Origin of the sequence: Pseudomonas sp. RIT-PI-r (genome assembly GCF_001297015.1) — a bacterium.
Lineage (GTDB): Bacteria > Pseudomonadota > Gammaproteobacteria > Pseudomonadales > Pseudomonadaceae > Aquipseudomonas.
On record NZ_LIGE01000025.1, the window covers coordinates 961619 to 985741 of the forward strand.

At 60.0% G+C, this 24123-nt stretch carries 23 protein-coding genes; 16 read left to right on the top strand and 7 right to left on the bottom strand.

Annotated features, from left to right (window positions below; genetic code table 11):
• The first annotated feature begins 84 nt into the window (after positions 1–84).
• The gene (locus AK821_RS15980) at positions 85–1452 is read left to right on the top strand and encodes an NAD(P)-dependent oxidoreductase (RefSeq protein WP_064390565.1); all 1368 of its coding nucleotides are present in this window, start codon (positions 85–87) and stop codon (positions 1450–1452) included.
• Entirely contained in the window at positions 1453–2727 is a 1275-nt protein-coding gene (preA, locus tag AK821_RS15985; RefSeq protein ID WP_064390566.1) for an NAD-dependent dihydropyrimidine dehydrogenase subunit PreA, read from the top strand.
• A 289-nt stretch (positions 2728–3016) separates the two neighbouring features.
• On the opposite strand, the gene AK821_RS15990 is transcribed toward preA, so the two are convergent.
• Positions 3017–3637, bottom strand: coding sequence for a TetR/AcrR family transcriptional regulator (locus tag AK821_RS15990; RefSeq protein WP_038365564.1), 621 nt, complete (start codon positions 3635–3637; stop codon positions 3017–3019).
• Between the two features lie 138 nt (positions 3638–3775).
• Here AK821_RS15990 and copC point away from each other — a divergent pair, with 138 nt between their 5' ends.
• Both copC and copD read left to right on the top strand, forming a co-directional pair.
• A complete protein-coding gene (copC, locus tag AK821_RS15995; protein WP_064390567.1) occupies positions 3776–4138 on the top strand; it encodes a copper homeostasis periplasmic binding protein CopC in 363 nt (120 codons plus the stop codon).
• Between the two features lie 3 nt (positions 4139–4141).
• Positions 4142–4999 carry a copper homeostasis membrane protein CopD gene (copD, locus tag AK821_RS16000; RefSeq protein ID WP_064390568.1) on the top strand — a complete coding sequence of 286 codons (858 nt, stop codon included), beginning with the start codon at positions 4142–4144 and terminating at the stop codon, positions 4997–4999.
• A 78-nt stretch (positions 5000–5077) separates the two neighbouring features.
• Here the strand turns inward: copD and AK821_RS16005 are convergent, their stop codons facing one another.
• Positions 5078–6220 carry an HlyD family secretion protein gene (locus AK821_RS16005; RefSeq protein WP_064390569.1) on the bottom strand — a complete coding sequence of 381 codons (1143 nt, stop codon included), beginning with the start codon at positions 6218–6220 and terminating at the stop codon, positions 5078–5080.
• Complete coding sequence (locus AK821_RS16010) at positions 6217–7872, bottom strand: MFS transporter (RefSeq protein WP_064390570.1); 1656 nt, start codon at positions 7870–7872, stop codon at positions 6217–6219. The genes AK821_RS16005 and AK821_RS16010 overlap by 4 nt, the downstream gene beginning before the upstream one ends.
• Before the next feature lie 315 nt (positions 7873–8187).
• Between AK821_RS16010 and AK821_RS16015 the strand changes: the two genes are divergently transcribed.
• The 7 genes from AK821_RS16015 (at position 8188) to AK821_RS16040 (ending at position 14553) form a co-directional block, all read left to right on the top strand.
• The gene (locus tag AK821_RS16015) at positions 8188–9474 is read left to right on the top strand and encodes an OprD family porin (RefSeq protein WP_064390571.1); all 1287 of its coding nucleotides are present in this window, start codon (positions 8188–8190) and stop codon (positions 9472–9474) included.
• Between the two features lie 65 nt (positions 9475–9539).
• Entirely contained in the window at positions 9540–9689 is a 150-nt protein-coding gene (locus tag AK821_RS30865; RefSeq protein ID WP_162531853.1) for a hypothetical protein, read from the top strand.
• A 200-nt stretch (positions 9690–9889) separates the two neighbouring features.
• Positions 9890–10714, top strand: a complete 825-nt coding sequence (locus tag AK821_RS16020) for an NAD-dependent epimerase/dehydratase family protein (RefSeq protein ID WP_064390572.1) — start codon at positions 9890–9892, stop codon at positions 10712–10714.
• Between the two features lie 30 nt (positions 10715–10744).
• On the top strand, positions 10745–11638 hold the full coding sequence (locus tag AK821_RS16025; RefSeq protein ID WP_064390573.1) for an SMP-30/gluconolactonase/LRE family protein: 894 nt from the start codon (positions 10745–10747) through the stop codon (positions 11636–11638).
• Between the two features lie 60 nt (positions 11639–11698).
• Entirely contained in the window at positions 11699–12670 is a 972-nt protein-coding gene (locus AK821_RS16030) for a TRAP transporter substrate-binding protein (RefSeq protein ID WP_064390574.1), read from the top strand.
• Between the two features lie 75 nt (positions 12671–12745).
• The gene (locus tag AK821_RS16035; protein WP_064390575.1) at positions 12746–13273 is read left to right on the top strand and encodes a TRAP transporter small permease; all 528 of its coding nucleotides are present in this window, start codon (positions 12746–12748) and stop codon (positions 13271–13273) included.
• Positions 13273–14553 (top strand): TRAP transporter large permease, encoded by a 1281-nt coding sequence (locus tag AK821_RS16040; RefSeq protein ID WP_064390576.1) that lies wholly within the window; start codon positions 13273–13275, stop codon positions 14551–14553. The genes AK821_RS16035 and AK821_RS16040 overlap by 1 nt, the downstream gene beginning before the upstream one ends.
• A gap of 116 nt (positions 14554–14669) precedes the next feature.
• Here AK821_RS16040 and AK821_RS16045 read toward each other — a convergent pair whose 3' ends face one another.
• The 3 genes from AK821_RS16045 to AK821_RS16055 form a co-directional block, all read right to left on the bottom strand.
• On the bottom strand, positions 14670–15470 hold the full coding sequence (locus AK821_RS16045) for a sulfite exporter TauE/SafE family protein (protein WP_064390577.1): 801 nt from the start codon (positions 15468–15470) through the stop codon (positions 14670–14672).
• A 9-nt stretch (positions 15471–15479) separates the two neighbouring features.
• Positions 15480–16724, bottom strand: coding sequence for an NAD(P)/FAD-dependent oxidoreductase (locus AK821_RS16050; protein ID WP_064390578.1), 1245 nt, complete (start codon positions 16722–16724; stop codon positions 15480–15482).
• A 169-nt stretch (positions 16725–16893) separates the two neighbouring features.
• Entirely contained in the window at positions 16894–17235 is a 342-nt protein-coding gene (locus tag AK821_RS16055; protein WP_016775194.1) for an ArsR/SmtB family transcription factor, read from the bottom strand.
• A gap of 91 nt (positions 17236–17326) precedes the next feature.
• Between AK821_RS16055 and AK821_RS16060 the strand changes: the two genes are divergently transcribed.
• Positions 17327–18190 (top strand): MBL fold metallo-hydrolase, encoded by an 864-nt coding sequence (locus AK821_RS16060; RefSeq protein ID WP_064390579.1) that lies wholly within the window; start codon positions 17327–17329, stop codon positions 18188–18190.
• Between the two features lie 87 nt (positions 18191–18277).
• On the opposite strand, the gene bkdR is transcribed toward AK821_RS16060, so the two are convergent.
• Positions 18278–18766, bottom strand: a complete 489-nt coding sequence (gene bkdR, locus AK821_RS16065) for a Bkd operon transcriptional regulator BkdR (protein ID WP_064390580.1) — start codon at positions 18764–18766, stop codon at positions 18278–18280.
• 185 nt (positions 18767–18951) lie between these two features.
• Here bkdR and AK821_RS16070 point away from each other — a divergent pair, with 185 nt between their 5' ends.
• The 4 genes from AK821_RS16070 to lpdA are packed head-to-tail and all read left to right on the top strand — an operon-like array spanning position 18952 to position 23900.
• Positions 18952–20187, top strand: coding sequence for a 3-methyl-2-oxobutanoate dehydrogenase (2-methylpropanoyl-transferring) subunit alpha (locus tag AK821_RS16070; protein ID WP_064390581.1), 1236 nt, complete (start codon positions 18952–18954; stop codon positions 20185–20187).
• Position 20188: 1 nt separating this feature from the next.
• Positions 20189–21247, top strand: coding sequence for an alpha-ketoacid dehydrogenase subunit beta (locus AK821_RS16075; RefSeq protein ID WP_064390582.1), 1059 nt, complete (start codon positions 20189–20191; stop codon positions 21245–21247).
• A complete protein-coding gene (locus AK821_RS16080) occupies positions 21248–22519 on the top strand; it encodes a dihydrolipoamide acetyltransferase family protein (protein ID WP_064390583.1) in 1272 nt (423 codons plus the stop codon).
• A gap of 7 nt (positions 22520–22526) precedes the next feature.
• On the top strand, positions 22527–23900 hold the full coding sequence (gene lpdA / locus AK821_RS16085) for a dihydrolipoyl dehydrogenase (RefSeq protein WP_064390584.1): 1374 nt from the start codon (positions 22527–22529) through the stop codon (positions 23898–23900).
• Positions 23901–24123 lie beyond the last annotated feature (223 nt).

Genomic DNA, 24123 nt, shown 5'->3' on the forward strand with positions numbered 1-24123 from the left:
GTCCCTAGAGGCATTCCCACGCAGAGCGTGGGAACGATCTGCCCATCAGAGGCAGCACCTCAAATAACCGTGAGGCCATAAACCGTGATCGAGACCCTGAACCATCTCCCCCACCCGCACGAAAGTGCGGCCGCCCTCGCCGGGCATTTCACTGATCTGGCGCCACCGCTCAACGATCGGCAAGCGCATCTGGAAGCCTCGCGCTGCCTGTATTGCTACGACGCACCGTGCGTGAATGCGTGCCCGAGCGAGATCGATATTCCCTCGTTCATCCGCAATATCCATCAGGACAACGTCCCCGGCGCTGCGCAGAAAATCCTTTCGGCCAACATCCTCGGCGGCAGTTGCGCACGAGTCTGTCCGACCGAAATCCTCTGTCAGCAAGCCTGCGTGCGCAACAACGCCCACGAATGCGCGCCAGTGTTGATCGGCCTGCTGCAGCGCTATGCCGTCGACAACGCAAACTTCACCGAGCACCCGTTCCAGCGTGCCGCCGCCAGCGGTAAACGCATTGCCGTGGTCGGTGCCGGACCGGCCGGTTTGTCCTGTGCGCACCGTAGCGCCATGCACGGTCATGACGTGGTGATTTTCGAGGCGCGGGAAAAAGCCGGCGGCCTCAATGAATACGGGATCGCCAAGTACAAACTGGTCGACGACTACGCGCAGAAGGAACTGGATTTCCTCCTGCAAATCGGCGGCATCGAAATCCGCCACGGGCAGAAGCTTGGCGAGAATCTGACCCTCAGCGAACTGCATCAGCAGTTCGACGCGGTGTTCCTCGGCCTCGGCCTCAATGCCAGCAAACAACTCGGCCTGGCACACGAAGATGCGCCGGGTTTGCTTGCTGCCACCGATTACATCCGCGAACTGCGTCAGGCCGATGATCTGACGCAACTGCCGCTGGCCGAACGTTGCATCGTCCTCGGCGCCGGCAACACGGCAATCGACATGGCTGTGCAAATGGCCCGCCTCGGCGCCCGTGATGTGAATCTGGTGTATCGCCGTGGCGCGGCGGACATGGGCGCCACCGGCCATGAGCAAGACATCGCCAAAGCCAACCAGGTGCGCCTGCTGACCTGGGCGCAACCGGAAGAGGTGCTGCTCGACGCTCAGGGCCAGGTGCGCGGCATGCGTTTCGCTCGTACCGATCTGGTCGACGGTCGCCTGCAAACCACCGGGGAGACCTTCGAACTGGCCGCTGATGCCATCTTCAAAGCCATCGGCCAGGCGTTCGATGGCTGCGCCCTCGCTGACCCATTGGCCCGTGAGCTCAAGCGTCAGGGTGAACGCATCTACGTCGATGAAAACCTGCGCACCAGCGTCCCCGGCGTGTATGCCGGCGGCGATTGCACCAGCCTCGATCAAGACCTCACCGTGCAAGCCGTACAGCACGGCAAACTCGCCGCCGAGGCGATCAACGCGCAACTGATGCTCAACGTGGAGGCTGCGTAAATGGCCGATCTCTCGATAGTCTTCGCTGGCATCAAGGCGCCGAATCCGTTCTGGCTGGCCTCCGCGCCGCCTACTGACAAAGCCTACAACGTCGTCCGCGCCTTTGAAGCAGGCTGGGGTGGCGTGGTCTGGAAAACCCTCGGTGAGGATCCGGCGGCGGTCAACGTCTCCTCGCGCTACTCAGCGCATTACGGCAATAACCGCGAAGTGCTCGGCATCAATAACATCGAGCTGATCACCGACCGTTCGCTGGAAATCAACCTGCGCGAAATCACTCAGGTGAAGAAGGACTGGCCGGATCGCGCGTTGATCGTGTCGCTGATGGTGCCGTGCGTAGAGGAGTCGTGGAAACACATTCTGCCGCTGGTCGAAGCCACCGGCGCTGACGGTATCGAGCTGAACTTCGGCTGCCCGCACGGCATGCCTGAACGTGGCATGGGTGCGGCGGTCGGTCAGGTGCCGGGGTACGTCGAACAAGTCACGCGCTGGTGCAAGACCTATTGCTCGCTGCCGGTGATCGTCAAACTGACGCCGAACATCACGGATATTCGTGTCGCGGCCCGGGCGGCGCATCGCGGCGGCGCCGATGCGGTGTCGCTGATCAATACGATCAACTCGATCACCAGCGTCGACCTGGAACACATGGTCGCCCTGCCCACCGTCGGCAGCAAAAGCACGCATGGCGGTTATTGCGGCTCGGCGGTGAAGCCGATTGCGCTGAACATGGTCGCCGAGATTGCCCGCGATCCGCAGACCCAGGGCTTGCCGATCTGCGGCATTGGCGGCATCGGCAGTTGGCGCGACGCGGCGGAATTCATGGCGTTGGGCAGCGGCGCCTTGCAGGTGTGCACGGCGGCGATGCTGCATGGTTTCCGCATTGTCGAGGAGATGAAGGACGGGTTGTCGCGGTGGATGGACAGTCAGGGTTACGCCAATATTGCCGAGTTTGCCGGGCGTGCGGTGGGCAACACCACGGACTGGAAGTACCTCGACATCAACTATCAGGTGATCGCCAAGATTGATCAGGACGCGTGCATTGGTTGCGGGCGCTGTCACATTGCTTGCGAGGACACTTCACACCAGGCGATCGGTAGTCTGAAGCAGGCGGACGGCACGCATAAATATGAAGTGATTGATGAGGAGTGTGTGGGTTGTAACTTGTGCCAGATCACTTGTCCGGTGGCGGACTGTATCGAGATGGTGCCGATGGAGACTGGCAAGCCGTTTCTGGACTGGAATCATGATCCGCGCAATCCGTATCACGTTGCGGTCTGAATCGGGGGCTGATCCTGAAAGACCCTCACCCTAACCCTCTCCCAAAGGGAGAGGGGACTGATTGGGGGATGCTGCGAAACTCCGCCGACCTGATAGTGCTGCTGTGAATCCATAATCGACAGGACTCATAGGCAAGGATTGCTTTGAATCCATAACCGATGCATGAACTGGCAAGGACTGCTTTGAATCCATAATCAACCCGGTTTTTCAGGTCGATGTACCTCTAAATACACCTCGATCGGCTCCCTCTCCCTCTGGGAGAGGGCTGGGGTGAGGGTCAGCTTTTGCTTCAGGGCTCCAACCCGATCCCGCGCAAGATCACACTCGTCACCGTCTGCACCGCCCGCTCAAACTGCATGTCCGACAGCGGCTGATGCTCGTTGAGAATATTCACCTGATGATCAAAGTCGGCGTAATGCTGTGTCGACGCCCAAATCATGTACAGCAAACTCGAAGGCTCCACCGGCAGAATCCGCTTGTCCTCGACCCACTGCCGAATCTTCGCCTCCTTCATCTTCGCCCAGTCATACAGGCTGACATCCAGCGCCTCGCCCAGCGTCGGTGCGCCGTGGATGATTTCATTGGCCCAGACTTTCGAGCCGTACGGGCGGCTGCGCGAGTGGTTCATCTTGGCGCGGATGTAACTGCTGAGCACCACGCGCGGGTCGTCGAACATCTCGAAGCACAGCGCGTCCTGTTTCCACACTTCCAGCAGATCAAACAGCACCGCGCTGTACAGCTCGCTCTTGGTGCTGAAGTAGTAATGCAGGTTGGAACGCGGCAGTTGCACCTCGGCAGCAATATCCGCCATGGCGGTGCCACCGAAGCCTTTTTCGGCGAAGACTTTCTCCGCCGCCAGGAGGATTTTTTCGACGTTACTGCGACGAATCTCGATCTTGTGATTGCCCATGAGGGCTCCCTGACAACAGCGTTGCCCAAGACTAGCATCCGCTCTGGTGCGCGGGCGAACGCTGTAAACAAAACTTCGTACTGACGCAGCTGGATGGCTAAACTGAGGCTCTTCGATCCTGTCTCAGAGGTATTTGCGATGCTGTTCAAGAACGTCTTGACCACCACTGCCCTGCTCGCTTCGCTGTTCGCCGCATCCTCGGTATTCGCCCACGCTCACCTGAAAAGCCAGATCCCGGCCGCCGACAGTACCGTCGCCGCCCCGGCCGATTTGCGCCTGACCTTTTCCGAAGGTGTCGAGGCCAGTTTCACCAAAGTCACCGTGACCAAGGATGGCGCGCCGGTCGCGATCAAGCCGCTGACCACCGAAGGCGACAAGAAAACCCTGATCGTCACCCCGGCCGCACCGCTGAGCGCTGGCGAATACAAAGTCGAATGGCACGCGGTGTCGGTCGATACGCACAAAAGCGAAGGCGCTTATCAGTTCAAGGTTGGCCAGTAATTCATGAGTGAAGCGCTGGTGCTGTGCCGCTTTGTGCATTTCATCGTGGTGTTGATGCTGTTCGGGGCCTGGCTGTTCAGGCCGTTGCTGCTCAAGGATGAAGCGCCGCAAGTGGACCGGCACCTGGCGCGACTGGCGCGTTGGCTGGCTGCTGTGGCGCTGCTCAGCGGAATTGCCTGGGCACTTTTGATTACTGCGAGCATGGCCGGTTCGGCAGCGGCGGCGTTTGATCCGGACACAGTTTCGCTGGTGCTGGGCCACACGTTTTTTGGTCAGGTGTGGCGTTGGCATCTGCTGATCAATGCTGTGCTGTTGGCGTTGCTGTTCACACCTTGGCGTTCAAGCACGCCATTGCGATTGGGCTTGAGCGCGTTGTTGCTGGCGACCCTGGCACCGGTCGGGCATGGGGCGATGCTCAACGGGCTGAGTGGGCAATTGCTGATTCTCAACCAGATCGTGCATCTGACCTGCGTGGCCGCGTGGCTCGGCGGACTGTTGTTGCTGGTGCTGATTCTGCGTCAGCCGACGGAGCCGATGCCGGCGATTTTGCGGCGTTTCAGCGGGGTCGGTTATGCGCTGGTCGCCGGGCTGCTGATCACCGGTTTGATCAACGTGCGCGTGTTGACCGGCCAGTGGTGGCCGACGCCGTTGTTCAGCGGGTTTGCCTTGATTCTGCTGATCAAGGCAATGATTGTGCTGGCGATGCTCGGGTTGGCATTGTTCAACCGCTTGCGCATCGATGACTGCGAACAACGAATGGGCACCCTGCGACGCAGCGTGATGCTTGAATGGTTGCTCGGCATTGGCGCCGTAGCCGCCGTCTCGCTACTCGGCACCCTGCCCCCGATGATCACTGCCTGAAAATCAAAAGATCGCAGCCTTCGGCAGCTCCTACAGATGATCCATGTAGGAGCTGCCGAAGGCTGCGATCTTTTGATCTTAATGGGGCTGGGTGTTGCCCGCTGCGGTATCGATGCTGACCACCACCGACATCCCCGGACGCAACCGTTCCTCTTCCTGCTGATCAGGATCAATAGTGATCCGCACCGGCACCCGCTGAGCAATTTTCACAAAGTTGCCGGTGGCGTTATCCGCCTGCAACAAGGCAAATTCAGACCCCGTGCCCGGCGAAATATGCTGCACATGCCCGGTGAATTTGCGGTGGTTCAACGCATCGACGGTGAAGCGCACCGGTTGCCCGACCCGCACGTTATCCATCTGGGTTTCCTTCATGTTGGCGATCACCCACTTCTGGTTTGGCACCAACGCCATCAACTGCGCCCCGGAGTTGACGTAGGCGCCAAGGCGCACGCCGATCTGCCCGAGCTGACCGTCACGCGGGGCGACGATGCGCGTGTTCGACAGATCGATCCGCGCCAGTTGCACCGCCGCTTCGGCGCTGGCCACCGCCGCTTCCAGCGAGCCGCGATTGACGATCACCGTTTGCAGATCCTGCCGGGCGATTTCCAGATTGGCCTTGGCTTGCGCCACCGCCGCAATGCTTTGCGCATTGGCTGCGAGTGCCACATCCATCTCACGCTTGGACACTGAACCGTCGCGTACCAATTCCTGATTTCGGCGCAGATCGGCCTCGCTTTTGCGCAATTGCGCTTCGCTGTCGGCCTGCACGGCCTGACGCAATTTTATCGTCGCCTCGGCGCTGTTGCGTTGCTGCACCACGTTGGCCAGGGAAGCCTTTTGCACCGCCAGTTGCGCCAACGACTGATCGAGGCGCTGCTGATAAATGCGGTCGTCCAGACGCACCAGCAGATCGCCGGCCTTCACGTACTGGAAATCCTGCACCGGCACTTCATACACATAGCCGGCGAGCTGCGGGCCGATGATCGTTACCTGCCCGCGCACCAGTGCGTTTTCCGTGGTCTCGACCGCGCTGCTGAACGGCGGCAATTGCCAGGCATAAAGCACGATCAGCACGCCAACGATGGCAATCGCGGCGAAGCCCAGCGAAGAGATGATCCGCACTCGCAGCGAGCGTGGCTCGGTGTTCGGCGATGACGGCGGCGCCACACCCTCGGGCGTCGCGGCAATGGCATTGGTGGTCGTGGTGGTCGGTTCGGTCATGAAGAAGTGGCACCGCTCGAAGGTGTGGATGGCGCAGGGGCGACGGCTTTGGTGGTGCTCATCAGCCACAGCGCACGAATGGACAGCCAGATCATGGTCAGCACCGCAATCACGGCGATCAGCATGAACACGTCGTTATAGGCCAGCACGTTGGCCTCACGGGTAGCGGCATTGGACAGGGTGCGAATACCCGCGAGATTGCGCAGGCTCGGATCGGCCAACAGCGAACCGTACGCCGAGCCGCCGCTCTGCACGCGTGCTGCCACTAAAGGGTCAGACAGCGTCAGATGCTCAACGATTTGACTGGAATGAAATTTTTCCCGGACGATCTGGAAAGTTCCCAGAAGCGCTGCGCCAAGCAGGCCGCCAAGGTTATTGCAGATCCCGAACAGCACGGAAAAACTCACCAGGTTACGCGGATTGGTCAGCACGTTGCGCGTGCCGAGAACCATGGTCGGGCCGAGGAAAAACGTGCTGCCGAAGGCCAGCAGGAACTGGCTGAAATACAGGTTCTGCGGGCGGGTCAGGTTGTTGGAAAAACTGTCCATTACCGACCCGGTGGCCATCAGACCCAAGGAGATGATCAACGGCATCAACAGGTGTTTGGGGTCGATCGTCAGTGCACTGGTCAACAGCCCCGCGACGCTGCCAATCAGCATGACCACGTACAGGCTGTGCAACTGCTCGTAGCCCATGTTCAGGTTTTGCATGAAGCCCACCGCCCCGGTGGACTGCTCCGAGGTGACCATACGAATCAGGGTCACCGCCAGCGCCAGGCGGATCATCGTTCCGCTGCCAAGCCAACGGGTCATCAGCATCGGGTTGCTACGGTTATGTTCGATGGCCAGGCCGGCGAGAATCAGCGCGATGGACGAAGCCAGGGCAACACCGATCCAGTCCGCCTCCAGCCACCAGTCAATCCGCCCCAACGACAGCACCGCGCACAACAACGCCACGCCCGTAGCCAGAATCGCGAAGGTCAGAAAATCGAGTTTTTCGAAGGTTTTGAAACGATCGCCCGGCGGCAACTTGAGCATCAACACGCAACCGAGCGACAGCAGCGCCATGCCCAATTCGAACAGGTACAAGCCACGCCATTCGGCAATCTGCAACAAGTCTTCGGAGAACAAGCGCGCCAGCGGCAACGCCAGTTGCGAGGTGCCAAGACCCAGCACCAGCGCCTTCATCCGCCACTTCGCCGGGAATGCCTGGACCATGTAATACAGGCCCAGCGAACTCAGCGCCGCGCCCACCATGCCGTGCGCCGCACGCACTGCGACGGCGGAATTCAGATCGTTGACGAACAGATGGCCGAAGGTCACCAGCGCATACAGCACCAGGAACACTTCAGTGAATGCGCGCAAACCGAACTGCTGGCGAAACTTCACCAACAGCAGGTTCATCGACACGTTGGTCATCACATACGCCGCCGGCAGCCAGGCCATTTCTGCGGTGGTTGCGCCGAGGGCGCCCTGCAGATACGTCAGGTTGGCGACCACCAGCGAATTACCCAAACCACCGGTCAATGCCACCAGCACACCGACCAGCGCATAGGCCAGGCGCTTGGGATTGGAGTGCAACGGCGTCGAGGGGGAACCGGGCAGACTGGGCTTTTCGTGGGGCTGCCAGTTGCGCGGGGCGTATTGATCCATGGAAAGGCCTTGTACGGAACGTGGGTGAAGTTTGCCGCAAATTCACCGGCAACACACATCCCATGGACAACACAGATCCTTGTAGGAGCTGTCGAGTGAAACGAGGCTGCGATCTTTTGATCCTGTTTTTTTAAAAAGCCAGATCAAAAGATCGCAGCGTGCCGCAGCTCCTACAAAGTGATCTGCGTCGCGACGGCAAGTCATCGTATAACTTGCTGTTGACATTCCCGCAAAACCTAGGAAATATCCGCACCAATGTTGTACGACGACGTATGACAAATAATAAAAACAACAAACGAAACAGGGAGCGTCACAGTGAGCACACTTGTCCGCAATTCCGTCCGCCCAACTCGCTTCTCCAACCGTTCCACCCTGAGCCTGATCGGCTGCAGCAGCCTGGCCCTCGCCCTACCGATGAGCGCCGATGCCGAAGGCTTTCTCGAAGACAGCAAAGCCACGCTGAACCTGCGCAACGCCTACTTCAACCGCAACTTCGTCAACCCGGCCAATGCCCAGGGCAAGGCCGAAGAGTGGACGCAGAACTTCATCCTCGACGCCAAATCCGGCTTCACCCAAGGCACCGTCGGTTTCGGTCTCGATGTGCTGGGGATGTATTCGCAAAAGCTTGATGGCGGCAAAGGCACCGGCGGCACGCAACTGTTGCCGATCCACGATGACGGGCGTCCGGCGGATAATTTCGGCCGCCTCGGCGTGGCGTTGAAAGCCAAGGTCTCGAAGACAGAATTGAAGGTTGGCGAATGGATGCCGGTGCTGCCGATCCTGCGCTCCGACGATGGCCGCTCCCTGCCGCAGACCTTTCGCGGCGGCCAGATCACCTCTACCGAGATCAATGGCCTGAGCGTCTACGGCGGCCAGTTCCGCGGCAACAGCCCACGCAACGACGCGAGCATGGAAGACATGTCGATGAACGGCCGCGGCGCGTTCACATCAGACCGCTTCAACTTCGGCGGCGGCGAATACACCTTCAACGACAAGCGCACCCTGGTCGGCGTGTGGTACGCCGAACTCAGCGACATCTACCAACAGCAGTATTTCAACCTCAGCCACAGCCAGCCGTTGGGCGACTGGACCCTGGGCGCCAACCTCGGTTTCTTCACCGGCAAGGAAGACGGCAGCGCCCAGGCCGGCGACCTCGACAACAAGACCGCGTTCGCCCTGCTTTCGGCCAAATACGGTGGCAACACCTTCTACGTCGGCCTGCAAAAACTCAGCGGCGACGACGCGTGGATGCGGGTCAACGGCACCAGCGGCGGCACCCTCGCCAACGACAGTTACAACGCCAGTTACGACAACGCCAAGGAACGCTCGTGGCAGTTGCGTCACGACTACAACTTCGTCGCCCTCGGCGTTCCCGGCCTGACGCTGATGAACCGCTACATCAGCGGCGATAACGTGCACACCGGAACAATTACTGACGGCAAGGAATGGGGCCGCGAGTCGGAACTGGCCTACACCGTGCAGAGCGGGCCGCTGAAGAATCTCAACGTGAAATGGCGTAACGCAACGATTCGCCGGGACTTCAGCACCAACGAGTTCGATGAGAACCGGATCTTTATCAGTTATCCGATTTCGTTGTTGTAAAGCCAGTCGCCACACCGAGTTTCCCTGTGGGAGCGAGCCTGCTCGCGAAGGCGGCGTGTCAGTCGATGCAAGTGTTGCCTGGACCGGCCTCATCGCTGGCAAGCCAGCTCCCACAGGATTTTGTGGTGAATGCAGTAATTGAAAACAACGCTGATACCTGTGGGAGCTGGCTTGCCAGCGATGGCGGCGGCAGATTCACCATTGATGTTGATTGACACACCGCTTTCGCGAGCAGGCTCGCTCCCACATGGGATTGCATTGCAAATACGGAACGGTGGTGATCGAAAAGACAACCAGGCCTTCCGTCATCTACACCAAAAGTCGCGTTGACAAGTTCCGGAAACCCTACCGATACTTCAGCGCAGTCATACGACAACCTACAACAACCCTAATAACAATATGTCCAGGGATTGCCATGACGTCTACCTCTACTCCCCGCGCTCCATTCAATCGCCTGCTGCTGACCGGCGCTGCCGGTGGCCTGGGCAAAGTTCTGCGCGAACGCCTGCGCCCTTATGCCAATGTGCTGCGTCTGTCCGACATCGCCGCCCTCGCTCCGGCTAGCGATGAGCGCGAAGAAATCGTCGTCTGCGACCTCGCCGACAAACACGCCGTGCACCAATTGGTCGAAGGCGTCGATGCAATCCTGCACTTTGGTGGCGTCTCCGTTGAGCGCCCGTTCGAAGAAATCCTCGGCGCTAACATTTGCGGCGTCTTTCACATCTATGAAGCCGCGCGCCGACATGGCGTGAAGCGGGTGATCTTCGCCAGCTCCAACCATGTGATCGGCTTCTATAAACAGGACGAGCCGCTCGATGCCGGCTCCGCCCGCCGCCCCGATGGCTACTACGGATTGTCCAAGTCTTACGGCGAAGACATGGCCAGTTTCTACTTCGATCGCTACGGCATCGAGACCGTCAGCATCCGCATCGGCTCCTCGTTCCCCGAGCCGCAAAACCGTCGAATGATGCACACCTGGCTGAGCTTCGACGACCTCACGCAATTGCTCGAACACTCGCTGTACACGCCGAACGTCGGTCACACGATTGTCTACGGCATGTCCGACAACAAGGACGTCTGGTGGGACAACCGCTTCGCCAGCCACCTCGGTTTTGAAGCGAAGGACAGCTCGGAAGTGTTCCGTGAAAAAGTCGAAGCGCAACCGATGCCGGCCGCCGATGACCCGGCGCGGATTTACCAGGGCGGCGCGTTTGTCGCGGCAGGTCCGTTCGGCGACTGATCACCCTGACAACGACGCAAAGGAATGAGTATGCAAGCCGAATTGATCGTCGATGCCCGCAACGCCGTCGGCGAAAGCCCGGTGTGGGTGGCAGAGGAAAATGCGCTGTACTGGGTCGATATTCCCAACGGCGGCCTGCAACGCTGGAGCGCCGACACTGGGCATGTGCATGCCTGGAAAACCCCGCAAATGCTCGCCTGCATTGCCCGCCACAGCCGTGGCGGCTGGGTGGCCGGCAGGGAAAGCGGATTCTTCCATCTGCACCCGCCCAGCGACGGCAGCCTCGACAGTGAGCTGTTGGCCAGCGTCGAGCACAGCCGCCAAGACATGCGCCTGAACGATGGTCGCTGCGACCGTCAGGGCCGGTTCTGGGCTGGCAGCATGGTGTTGAACATGGGCCTGAATGCTCCCGAAGGCCGGCTCTATCGTTACGGCGCCGGGCAGTCTGGGGTGGTCGAAGCGCAACTCGACGGCTTCATCGTGCCCAACGGCCTCGGTTTCAGCCCCGACGGCAAGACGATGTACCTGTCCGATTCGCATCCCGACGTGCAACTGATCTGGGCGTTCGATTACGACACGGACACTGGCACACCGTCGAATCGTCGCGTTTTCGTCGACATGAACCATTTCCCCGGTCGCCCCGATGGCGCCGCCGTGGACGCCGAAGGTTGCTACTGGATCTGCGCCAACGACGCCGGCCTCGTCCATCGCTACACGCCGGATGGGCGCCTTGACTACTCGCTGCCCGTACCGGTGAAAAAACCCACCATGTGCGCCTTCGGTGGCAGCGGGATGGACACCTTGTTCGTCGCCTCGATCCGTCCCGGCGATGACCTCGATCCGCAATCTCTGGCCGGCGGCGTGTTCGCCTTGAAGCCAGGCGTCAAAGGCCTTCCGGAACCCTTGTTCAACGATTGGCTTTAAACCCTCTGCTGCACCGCTGCGCCTTGAACACAACAATAACAAGACTGGAGACTCACCCCCATGAACTTCAAACGCACCTTGCTCGCCGCTGCACTTCCACTGATGTTCACCTTTGCCGGTGCCGCTCAGGCGCTGGAACTCAAATTCGCTGACATTCACCCCGCCGGTTACCCGACCGTCGTAGCCGAAGAAAGCATGGGCAAGACCCTGACCAAAGAATCCAACGGCGAGCTGACCTTCAAGTACTTCCCCGGCGGTGTGCTCGGTTCGGAAAAGGAAGTCATCGAGCAGATGCAGGTCGGCGCGGTGCAGCTGTCGCGCGTCAGCCTGGGTATCGTCGGCCCAGTAGTGCCGGACGTGAACGTGTTCAACATGCCGTTCATCTTCCGCGACCAGAAACACATGCGTGACGTCATCGATGGCCCGGTAGGCGACGAAATCCTCGGCAAAATCACCAACTCCGAATTCGGCCTGGTGGCCCTGGCGTGGATGGACGGCGGCACACGCAGCATTTACACCAAGAAACCGGTACGCAAACTCGAAGACCTCAAAGGCATGAAAATCCGTGTCCAGGGCAACCCGATGTTCATCGACATGATGAACGCCATGGGCGGTAACGGCATCGCCATGGACACCGGCGAGATCTTCAGCGCCCTGCAGACCGGCGTGATCGACGGCGCCGAAAACAACCCGCCGACCCTGCTTGAACACAACCACTTCCAGAACGCCAAATTCTATAGCCTGACCGGTCACCTGATCCTGCCCGAGCCGATCGTGATGTCGAAAATCACTTGGGAAAAACTCACCCCGGATCAACAGGCGCTAGTCAAAACAGCCGCCAAGGCTGCCCAGGCTGAAGAACGCGTGCTGTGGGACAAGAAATCCGCTGCCAGCGAAGAAAAACTCAAGGCTGCCGGCGTCGAGTTCATCACCGTCGACAAGAAACCCTTCTACGACGCCACCGCCTCGGTTCGGGAGAAATACGGCGCACCGTATGCCGATCTGATCAAAAAGATCGAAGCCGTTCAGTAACGCCTCCCACTCCATACTCATGAAAAGGCCCGACGCGCCCGATGTTTGAGGCGCGTCCGGTTACGGTGGAACCCGATGAAGAATTTGCTGCTGCGTATCAACGACAAGATTTACATGACGTGCATCTGGGTCGCCGGCCTTTCCGTCCTGGCGATTTCCCTGATGATCCCTTGGGGCGTGTTTGCCCGCTATGTGCTGGGCACCGGCTCGAGCTGGCCGGAACCCACAGCGATTCTGCTGATGATGGTGTTCACTTTTATCGGTGCTGCCGCCAGTTATCGCGCTGGCGCGCACATGGCGGTGGCGGTGCTCACCGCCCGCCTGCCGCCGCAACTGAAATCCGCAGCGGCGATTTTTTCCCAGTTACTCATGGCGGCGATCTGCATTTTCATGACGATCTGGGGCGCCCAGCTGTGCATGTCCACCTGGAACCAGTTCATGGCCGCCCTGCCCGACCTGCGGGTTGGCGTGACCTATTTGCCGATTCCACTGGGCGGCTTGCTAACGCTGATTTTCGTTGTGGAAAAACTCTTGCTCGGTGACCAGAGCAAACGACGCGTCGTGCAGTTCGACCTGGTTGAAGAAAGTGAAGGTGCCGCTTAATGGACGCTCTGATACTGCTGGGCAGTTTTATCGTATTGATCCTGATCGGTATGCCGGTCGCCTACGCGCTCGGCGCGGCCGCGCTGATCGGTGCATGGTGGATCGACATTCCGTTCCAGGCGGTGATGATCCAGGTCGCTTCGGGGGTGAACAAATTCTCGCTGCTGGCCATTCCGTTCTTCGTGCTCGCCGGTGCGATCATGGCCGAGGGCGGCATGTCCCGTCGATTGGTGGCGTGTGCCGGGGTGCTGGTGGGGTTTGTCCGCGGCGGTCTGTCGCTGGTCAACATCGTCGCGTCGACCTTTTTCGGCGCGATCTCCGGTTCGTCGGTGGCCGACACCGCGTCGGTGGGTTCGGTGCTGATTCCGGAAATGGAACGCAAGGGCTATCCACGGGACTTCTCCACCGCCGTGACCGTCAGCGGTTCGGTGCAAGCCCTGCTGACCCCGCCCAGCCATAACTCGGTGCTTTACTCCCTGGCCGCCGGTGGCACGGTTTCGATTGCCTCGCTGTTCATGGCGGGCATCGTGCCGGGCTTGCTGATGAGCGCCTGCCTGATGGTGCTGTGTCTGATTTTCGCGCGAAAACGCGATTATCCCAAGGGTGAAGTGATCCCGATGCGCCAGGCGTTGAAAATCGTCGGCGAAGCCCTCTGGGGCCTGATGGCGATGGTGATCATCCTCGGCGGCATCCTGTCCGGTATCTTCACCGCGACCGAGTCGGCGGCGATCGCCGTGCTCTGGGCATTCTTCGTCACCATGTTCATCTATCGCGACTACAAGTGGCGCGAGCTGCCGAAACTGATGCACCGCACGGTGCGGACGATTTCGATCGTGATGATCCTGATCGGTTTCGCCGCGAGCTTCGGCTACATCATGACCCTGATGCAGATCCCGGCGAAAATCACCACGCTGTTCCTGACCCTGTCGGACAACCGCTACGTGATCCTGATGTGCATCAACGTCATGCTGCTGTTGCTCGGCACGGTGATGGACATGGCGCCACTGATCCTGATCCTGACGCCGATCCTGATGCCGGTGATTCTCGGCATCGGTGTGGACCCGGTGCAATTCGGCATGATCATGCTGGTGAATCTGGGGATAGGGCTGATAACGCCGCCGGTGGGTGCGGTGCTGTTTGTCGGTTCGGCGGTGGGCAAAGTGAGTATTGAAAGCACTGTTAAAGCGTTGCTGCCGTTCTATGCCGTGCTGTTCCTGGTGTTGATGCTGGTGACTTACGTGCCGGCACTTTCGCTGTGGTTGCCGCACCTGGTGTTGTAACAACCTGAAAGATCGCAGCCTCGTTTCACTCGACAGCTCCTACAGGGAAACGCAATCCCTGTAGGAGCTGCCGAAGGCTCGGGCCGCGATCGGACGATCTTTTGATCTTCCAATACTCACGCCCGCAACAACATATACCCCGCCACCACCAGACAGACACTGGCAAACCCCACCTGCAACGCCCGCGCCGGCACTCGCGCACAGAGCTTGCGGCCGATGATCATGCCGACAATGCTGGCGACGATGAACGCCGCGCCCTGCCCGTCGATTCGCACACCGGCGTGAAACGATCCGATCACGCCAATCGCCGAAATCAGGCTGATCACCATCAATGACGTCGCAACAATCCCGCGCATTTGCACATCGGTCAGTTGCTTGAACGCCGGCACAATCAAAAAGCCGCCACCGACACCGAGCAAACCGGAAACAACCCCGGTGATCGCGCCTAAAGCCGCCAGGGTCGCGGTGCATTTGGCCGTCCAGTCAAGGCGCCCGGTTTCTTCGTTGAGCATACAGTTCTTCTGGCCCCAACTGGCGTGACCATGATCGCTCGGCCCCTCCTGCTGACGCTCGCGGCGCAGCATGCGCCAGGCCACCATGACCATCAGCAGACTGAACAGAATCATCAGAATCTTCTCCGGCAACTGATGCGCGAAGTAGATCCCCAACGGCGAAAACACTGCGCCCAACGCCGCAATCAACAACGCCGCGCGATAGCGCACCAGACCATGACGCAGGCCGTCGATAGCGCCGACTGCCGCCGCACTGCCCACCGCAAACAACGCCACCGGCGCGGCTTGCGTCATCGTCCAGCCAAGGCCGAGCACCAGTGCCGGCACCGCAAGAATCCCACCGCCGGCCCCGGTCAAACCGAGGAGCAATCCCATCACCACACCAAACAGACTTGCCAGCAACATAGGGTTTTCTCAGTCGACCTTTGACAGACCTGTCAGCCACTCGCGGCCTTTGAGCATGCCGTTCCAGTAGAACCACGGCAGCAGCGTCGCCTTGAGAAACCACGCGGAACGCCGCGCCACGGTCGGGTCCATCGGGAAGGTCGGCAGCAACTTGCCGGCGTAACCGAACTCGGCGAGGATCACCTTGCCCTTCTCCACTGTCGGCGGGCACGAGCCGTAGCCGTCGTACTTCAGCGGCAGCGGTAATTGCTGACGCAGGGCCAGCAGGTTTTCCGCGACCACGACCACTTGTTTGCGCACCGCTGCGGCGGTTTTCGCATTGCTGGTACCGCAGATATCACCGAGTGCGAACACCTCGGGATAACGCGGATGTTGCAGGCTGTGCGGGTTGACTTCGCACCAGCCGGCTGCGTCGGCCAGCGGACTTTGCGCGATGAAGTCGGGCGAAACCTGCGGTGGCACCACGTGCAGCAGGTCGAAGATTTTCGCCACGCGAGTGAGGTTGCCGTCGGCATCCTTGATCTCGAACCACGCGGTTTTCGCCGGGCCGTCAACCTTGACCAGGTTCGAATTGAACGCCAGTTGCGCGTTGTATTTCTCGATGTACTTCATCAGTGGCGGCACGAACGTCGCCACCCCAAACAACGCGGCGCCGGCCAGATTGAATTCGACATTGATGTTGGTCAGCACAGCGGCTTTGCGCCAGTGATCACAGGACAGATACAACGCCTTTTGCGGCGCGCCGGCGCATTTGATCGGCATCGCCGGCTGGGTGAACAGGGCTTTGCCGCCGCGCAGTTTCTGCACCTGATCCCAAGTGTATTGCGCGTGTTGATAGCTGTAGTTGGAGGTGACGCCATGGTGGCCGAGGCTTTCCTGCAAACCTTCGATTTTCTCCCAGGCCAGACGCAGGCCGGGGCAAACGATCAGGTTTTGATAGCTGACGGTGCGTTGATCGTTGAGGGTGAGCAGGCGCTGGTCCGGGTCGATCGCGGTGACCGCCGCTTGTAACCAGTTCGCTTGCCGGGGCATGACCTTGCTCATCGGTCTGGCGGTGTTTTTCACGTCATAGGCGCCACCGCCGACCAGCGTCCACGCCGGTTGGTAGTAATGGTGAGTACTCGGCTCGATGACCGTGATACTCAGTCCTGGATCACGCTTGAGCAGACTGGCGACAAAACCGATGCCGGCCGTACCACCGCCGATGACCACGATGTCCGCACTGATGGATGGGCCCCAGTGTTGATCGTTCATTGCTTGTTCCTTTTGCTGCACGCAAGGATTTCGTCAGCCATCACACAGATCCATTGTAGGAGTGAGCCTGCTCGCGATAGCGGTGTATCAGTCGATAAATATGTTGGCTGACCCACCGCTATCGCGAGCAGGCTCACTCCTACAGGGGGGATGGTGTGAAGGCTGGCATTTATGGCTGTTCCCAGCTTTTGAGGACGGCACCGCAATAAAGCCCCGACAGGGTCTTCATCACTTGAATCACTTCGTGACTGGCGAGGCCGTAGAAAATGTACTTGCCCTCACGCCGGGTCGCGACCAGCCCTTCATCACGCAGGATGCCCAATTGCTGAGACAGGGTCGGCTGGCGCACACCGGTCATTTTCTCCAGTTCGCCGACATTGCGTTCGCCCTGGGTCAGTTGACAGAGGATCAGCAAGCGATCTTCATTGGCCAAGGCCTTGAGCAGCGCGCAGGCCTTGGAGGCCGAGGCACGCAGTTGCGCGACTTCACATTCGGTCAGACTGGATTGCATTTGCACGATGCCTTCAACGTCACTTAAGCTGCGAACATTATGTTTTTAGATAAAGTGTTGCAACCCATTTTCCATGTTCAGGTTGGTGTCCATGTCCGCACAGATTGAAGCTTTCCTCGACTCCGCCTCCTCGACCTACAGCTATGTGGTCTATGAAGCCGACGGCGGGCAATGTGCAATCGTCGATCCGGTACTCGACTACGACGGCGCCGCCGGACGTACCTGCACCGCCCAGGCCGATAAGATCATCGCCTTCGTTCGCGCACACAATCTGCAGGTGCAGTGGTTGCTGGAAACCCACGCGCATGCCGATCACCTGTCCGCCGCGCCCTATCTGCGCCGGGAACTGGGTGGCAAGATCGCCATTGGTGAATCGATCAGCAAAGTGCAGCACGTGTTCAAGGCACTGTTCAATCTGGAGCCGGAGTTCTGCGTAGACGGCTCGCAGTTCGACCACCTGTTCGCGCCGAACGAGTCGTTCCGCATCGGCAACCTTAAAGCCACCGCTCTGCACGTCCCCGGCCACACCCCGGCGGACATGGCTTATTTGATCGATGGCGAGCAGATTCTGGTCGGTGACACGCTGTTCATGCCCGATGTCGGCACGGCGCGCTGTGACTTTCCCGGCGGCAATGCCCATCAGCTGTTTGCCTCGATCCACAAACTGCTGGCCTTCCCCGCCAGCGTAAAACTCTACGTTTGCCACGATTATCCGCCCGAGAGTCGCGCCTCGCAGTGCCAGACCACGGTCGGCGAGCAGCGCAAAAGCAATATTCATGTGCATGACGGGATCGATGAAGCAGCGTTCGTCGAAATGCGCACCAAGCGCGATGCCGGGCTGGGTATGCCGACGTTATTGTTGCCGGCGATTCAGGTGAATGTACGGGCTGGGAACCTGCCGGCGGCTGAGGACAATGGCGTGGTTTATTTGAAGATCCCGATCGACAAGCTTTAACGTCAAAAGATCGCAGCCTGCGGCAGCTCCTACAGGAGAAATGCGAATCCGATGTAGGAGCTGCCGCAGGCTGCGATCTTTTGATCTTCACGTCCCCAACGTCAAACCGTTTGCCGGCAGCGGCAATGCAGTTTTGTATCTCACCTGCTTCAGCGCAAAGCTGGAACGGATGTTCGCCACACCCGGCACTTTGGTCAGGAAGTCCATCATGAAGCGTTCGAGCGACTGAATGGTAGGTACCAGGACCCGGATGAGGTAATCCGGGTCGCCGGCCATCAGGTAGCACTCCATCACCTCGGGGCGATCGGAAATCGCTTCCTCAAAATGCTGCAGCGCTTCCTCGACCTGCTTCTCCAGGCTGACGTGAATGAACACGTTCACATGCAGCCCCAGCAGGTCGGCATCGAGCAACGTCACTTGCTCGCGAATCAGCCCTAACTCCTCCATCGCTTTCACCCGATTGAAACAAGGTGTCGGCGACAGATTCACCGAGCGCGCGAGGTCGGCGTTGGTAACGCGCGCGTTCTCCTGAAGGCTGTTGAGAATGCCGATATCGGTACGGTCCAGTTTGCGCATGAGACAAAACCACCTGTTTTTTATGTTTATGCAGAATTTCTATCTGCAAATCGTCTCCAGCGCAACGAAACAGAGATAAATATTCTTCTTGCCCGGGCCTATGATTGTTGTAGGACAAGATTTCTTCTACCGAAGAATGACTGCCAGCTCACTACAAGAAATTCACAAGATCGAGCGTAGAAGCCATGACCCAAGCGTATGAACCACTGCGCCTGCACGTCCCTGAACCCTCGGGCCGTCCCGGCTGCAAAACCGATTTTTCCTACCTGCATCTGACCGATGCCGGTACGGTGCGCAAACCTCCCGTCGATGTAGAACCTGCCGACACCGCCGACCTGGCCCGTGGGCTGATTCGCGTGCTTGACGATCAGGGCAACGCCCTCGGCCCATGGGCTGAGAACGTGCCGGTCGAGATCCTTCGTAAAGGCATGCGCGCCATGCTCAAGACGCGCATCTACGACAACCGCATGGTGGTCGCCCAGCGTCAGAAGAAAATGTCGTTCTACATGCAGAGCCTTGGCGAAGAAGCCATCGGCAGCGCTCAGGCCCTGGCCCTGAACATCGACGACATGTGCTTCCCGACCTACCGTCAGCAAAGCATTCTGATGGCCCGCGAAGTGCCGCTGGTCGACCTGATCTGCCAACTGCTGTCCAACGAGCGCGATCCGCTCAAGGGCCGTCAGTTGCCGATCATGTATTCGGTCAAGGACGCCGGTTTCTTTACCATTTCCGGCAACCTCGCCACGCAGTTCATTCAGGGCGTGGGCTGGGGCATGGCCCCCGCGATCAAGGGCGACACCAAAATCGCCTCGGCGTGGATCGGCGGCGGCGCTACCGCCGAATCGGACTTCCACCCCGCCCTCACCTTCGCTCACGTTTATCGCGCGCCGGTGATCCTCAACGTAGTCAACAACCAATGGGCGATTTCGACCTTCCAGGCTATCGCTGGTGGTGAAGCCACCACCTTCGCCGGACGCGGCGTCGGCTGCGGCATCGCTTCGCTGCGCGTTGACGGCAACGATTTCTACGCGGTTTACGCGGCATCCGCCTGGGCTGCCGAACGCGCCCGCCGCAACCTCGGCCCGACCATGATCGAATGGGTCACCTACCGCGCCGGCCCGCACTCGACCTCCGACGATCCGTCGAAATATCGTCCGGCCGATGATTGGAGCCACTTCCCGCTCGGCGACCCGATCGCCCGTCTCAAACAGCACTTGATCAAGGTCGGCCACTGGTCGGAGGAAGAACACACCGCCGTCAGCGCCGAACTCGAAGCCGAAGTGATTGCCGCGCAGAAACAGGCCGAACAGTACGGCACCCTCGCCGGTGGCCAGATTCCAAGCGCCGCGACCATGTTCGAAGACGTCTACAAAGAGATGCCGGAGCACTTGAAGCGCCAGCGTCAGCAGTTGGGGATCTGACATGAACGACCACAACAACAATATTCAGTTGGAAACCGCCATGACCACGACCACCATGACCATGATCCAGGCCCTGCGCTCGGCCATGGATGTGATGCTTGAGCGTGATGACAACGTGGTGGTGTTCGGTCAGGACGTCGGCTATTTCGGCGGCGTGTTCCGTTGCACCGAAGGCCTGCAGACCAAGTACGGCACCTCGCGGGTGTTCGACGCACCAATCTCGGAAAGCGGCATCGTCGGTGTGGCCGTCGGCATGGGCGCCTACGGTTTGCGTCCGGTCGCCGAGATTCAGTTCGCCGACTACGTCTACCCGGCGTCCGACCAGATTATTTCCGAAGCGGCGCGCCTGCGCTATCGCTCGGCTGGCGAGTTCACCGCACCGATGACCCTGCGCATGCCTTGCGGCGGCGGCATCTACGGCGGCCAGACCCACAGCCAGAGCATCGAGGCGATGTTCACTCAGGTCTGCGGCTTGCGCACCGTGATGCCATCCAACCCGTATGACGCCAAAGGCCTGCTGATCGCCTCCATCGAGAACGATGACCCGGTGATCTTTCTTGAGCCGAAACGCCTGTACAACGGCCCGTTCGACGGCCACCACGACCGCCCGGTAACGCCTTGGTCGAAACACCCGCAAGCGCAGGTTCCGGACGGCTACTACACCGTGCCGCTGGACGTTGCTGCGATCACTCGTCCGGGCAAGGACGTGACCGTGCTGACTTACGGCACCACCGTGTATGTGTCGCAAGTCGCGGCTGAAGAAAGCGGCGTAGATGCCGAAGTCATCGACCTGCGCAGCCTGTGGCCGCTGGATCTGGACACCATCGTCAAGTCGGTGAAGAAAACCGGCCGCTGCGTGGTGGTTCACGAAGCCACCCGCACCTGCGGTTTCGGCGCCGAACTGGTGTCGTTGGTGCAAGAGCATTGCTTCCATCACCTGGAAGCGCCGATCGAGCGCGTCACCGGTTGGGACACCCCCTACCCGCACGCGCAAGAGTGGGCGTATTTCCCAGGGCCGTCCCGAGTGGGCGCGGCGTTGAAACGGGTTATGGAGGTCTGAATGGGCACGCACGTTATCAAGATGCCGGACATCGGCGAAGGCATCGCAGAAGTAGAACTGTCGCAGTGGCACGTCAAGGTTGGCGATCTGGTGGTTGAAGATCAGGTGCTGGCAGACGTGATGACCGACAAGGCGATGGTCGATATTCCCTCGCCGGTGCACGGCAAAGTGATTGCCCTCGGTGGTCAGCCGGGTGAAGTGATGGCGGTTGGCAGTGTGCTGATCAGCATTGAGGTTGAAGGTGCCGGTAATTTGAAAGAGTCCGCCGCACCTGCGCCGGCTAAAGAAGCACTGGTTGCGCCGAAAGTTGAAACCGTTGTTGAGAGCAAACCTGCTCCAGCCGCGTCGCGTCCGGCTGCGGTTTGCCAAGGCCCGATGGTTGCTCGCGAAGCAGACGAACGCCCGCTCGCCTCTCCGGCCGTGCGCAAACATGCGCTGGATCTGGGCATTCAATTGCGTCTGGTGCGCGGTTCCGGACCGGCCGGTCGGGTGTTGCACGAAGACCTTGAAGCCTATCTGGCGCAAGGTCAGTCGAACGCCTCGGCGCCGGTGGCCGCTGCTTACGCCCAGCGCAACGACGAAGAACAGATTCAAGTCATCGGCATGCGCCGCAAGATCGCCCAGCGCATGCAGGACGCTACCCAGCGTGCCGCGCACTTCAGTTATGTCGAAGAAATCGACGTCACCGCCATTGAAGAACTGCGCGCGCATCTGAATGAAAAACACGGCGCCAGCCGTGGCAAGTTGACCTTGCTGCCGTTCCTTGTCCGCGCTTTGGTCGTCGCCCTGCGCGACTTCCCGCAAATGAACGCCCGTTACGACGACGAAGCCCAAGTCATCACCCGCCTCGGCGCGGTGCATGTCGGCGTCGCCACGCAAAGCGATGTCGGCCTGATGGTGCCGGTGGTGCGTCACGCCGAGGCGCGCAGCCTGTGGGACAGCGCCACAGAAATCTCGCGCCTGGCCAACGCCGCACGCAATGGCAAGGCCAGTCGCGATGAGCTGTCCGGCTCGACCATCACCCTGACCAGCCTCGGTGCACTGGGCGGCATCGTCAGCACGCCGGTGCTGAACCTGCCGGAAGTGGCGATTGTCGGCGTCAACAAAATCGTCGAACGGCCAATGGTCGTCAAGGGCCAGGTAGTGATCCGCAAGATGATGAACCTCTCCAGCTCGTTCGATCACCGCGTGGTCGACGGCATGGACGCGGCGCTCTTCATCCAGGCCATTCGCGGCCTGATCGAACAACCTGCCACTTTGTTTGTGGAGTAAGGCGCGCATGCAATCTCTGAACACTACGCTGCTGATCATCGGCGGCGGCCCTGGCGGTTATGTGACGGCGATCCGCGCCGGGCAACTGGGCATTCCAACCATTCTGGTGGAAGGCCAATCGCTGGGCGGCACCTGCCTGAACATCGGCTGCATCCCGTCGAAAGCGCTGATTCACGTGGCTGAGCAGTTTCACCAGACTCAGCATCACAATCAGCATTCGGCGCTGGGCATCAGCGTTTCGGCGCCGACGCTCGACATCACTAAAAGCGTCGAGTGGAAGGACGGCATCGTTGATCGCCTGACCACCGGCGTCGCTGCACTGTTGAAGAAGAACAAGGTTCAGGTCATCAATGGCTGGGCCAAAGTCATCGACGGTAAAACCGTGGATGTCGGCGACACGCGCATCCAGTGCGAGCACCTGGTACTCGCTACCGGTTCGACCAGCGTCAATCTGCCGATCCTGCCGATTGGCGGGCCGGTCATCTCCTCCACCGAAGCGTTGGCGCCGACATCCGTGCCAAAACGTCTGGTGGTGGTGGGCGGTGGTTACATCGGTCTGGAGCTGGGCATTGCCTATCGCAAGCTCGGCGCAGAGGTCAGCGTGGTCGAGGCGCAGGATCGTATCCTGCCGGCTTACGACGCTGAACTGACGCAACCGGTGCATGACGCGCTGAAGCAACTGGGCGTGAAGCTGTACCTCAAACACAGTGTGCTGGGTTTCGACGGCACGTTGCAGGTGCGCGACCCTGAAGGCGAAACCCTTAATCTGGAAACAGACCAGGTGCTGGTGGCTGTCGGTCGTAAACCCAATACCCAGGGCTGGAACCTTGAAGCGTTGAATCTGGACATGAACGGCTCGGCGATCAAGATCGACAGCCGCTGCCAGACCAGCATGCGCAACGTCTACGCCATCGGCGATCTGAGCGGCGAGCCGATGCTGGCCCATCGCGCCATGGCCCAAGGCGAAATGGTTGCCGAGTTGATCAGCGGCAAAACCCGTGAATTCAACCCGACTGCCATTGCTGCCGTGTGCTTCACCGACCCGGAACTGGTGGTGGTCGGCAAGACGCCGGACGAGGCTAAAGCTGCGGGGCTGGACTGCATTGTTTCCAGTTTTCCGTTTGCGGCCAATGGCCGGGCGATGACACTGGAGTCGAAAAGCGGTTTCGTGCGCGTGGTCGCTCGTCGGGATAACCATGTGATTGTCGGCTGGCAAGCGGTGGGCGTTGGGGTTTCCGAGTTGTCGACGGCGTTTGCGCAAAGCCTGGAAATGGGCGCGCGGCTGGAAGACATCGGCGGCACCATTCATGCGCATCCGACCCTGGGTGAAGCGGTGCAGGAAGCGGCGTTGCGTGCCCTCGGGCATGCGTTGCACCTGTAGCTGCGATGATCGTTCCCACGCTCTGCGTGGGAATGCAGCCGGGGACGCTCTGCGTCCCAAAAGCCGAACGCGGAGCGTCCGATGAGGCATTCCCACGCAGAGCGTAGGAACGATCAAGCGTGGGAACGATCAGTGGAGCGAATTCCGGCTGCGAAACCGCTCAAGAATGAAGTATTGTTGTGCCCATCCAAAAAACGTCAGAAGCCTTGAACCGTTTCGACGG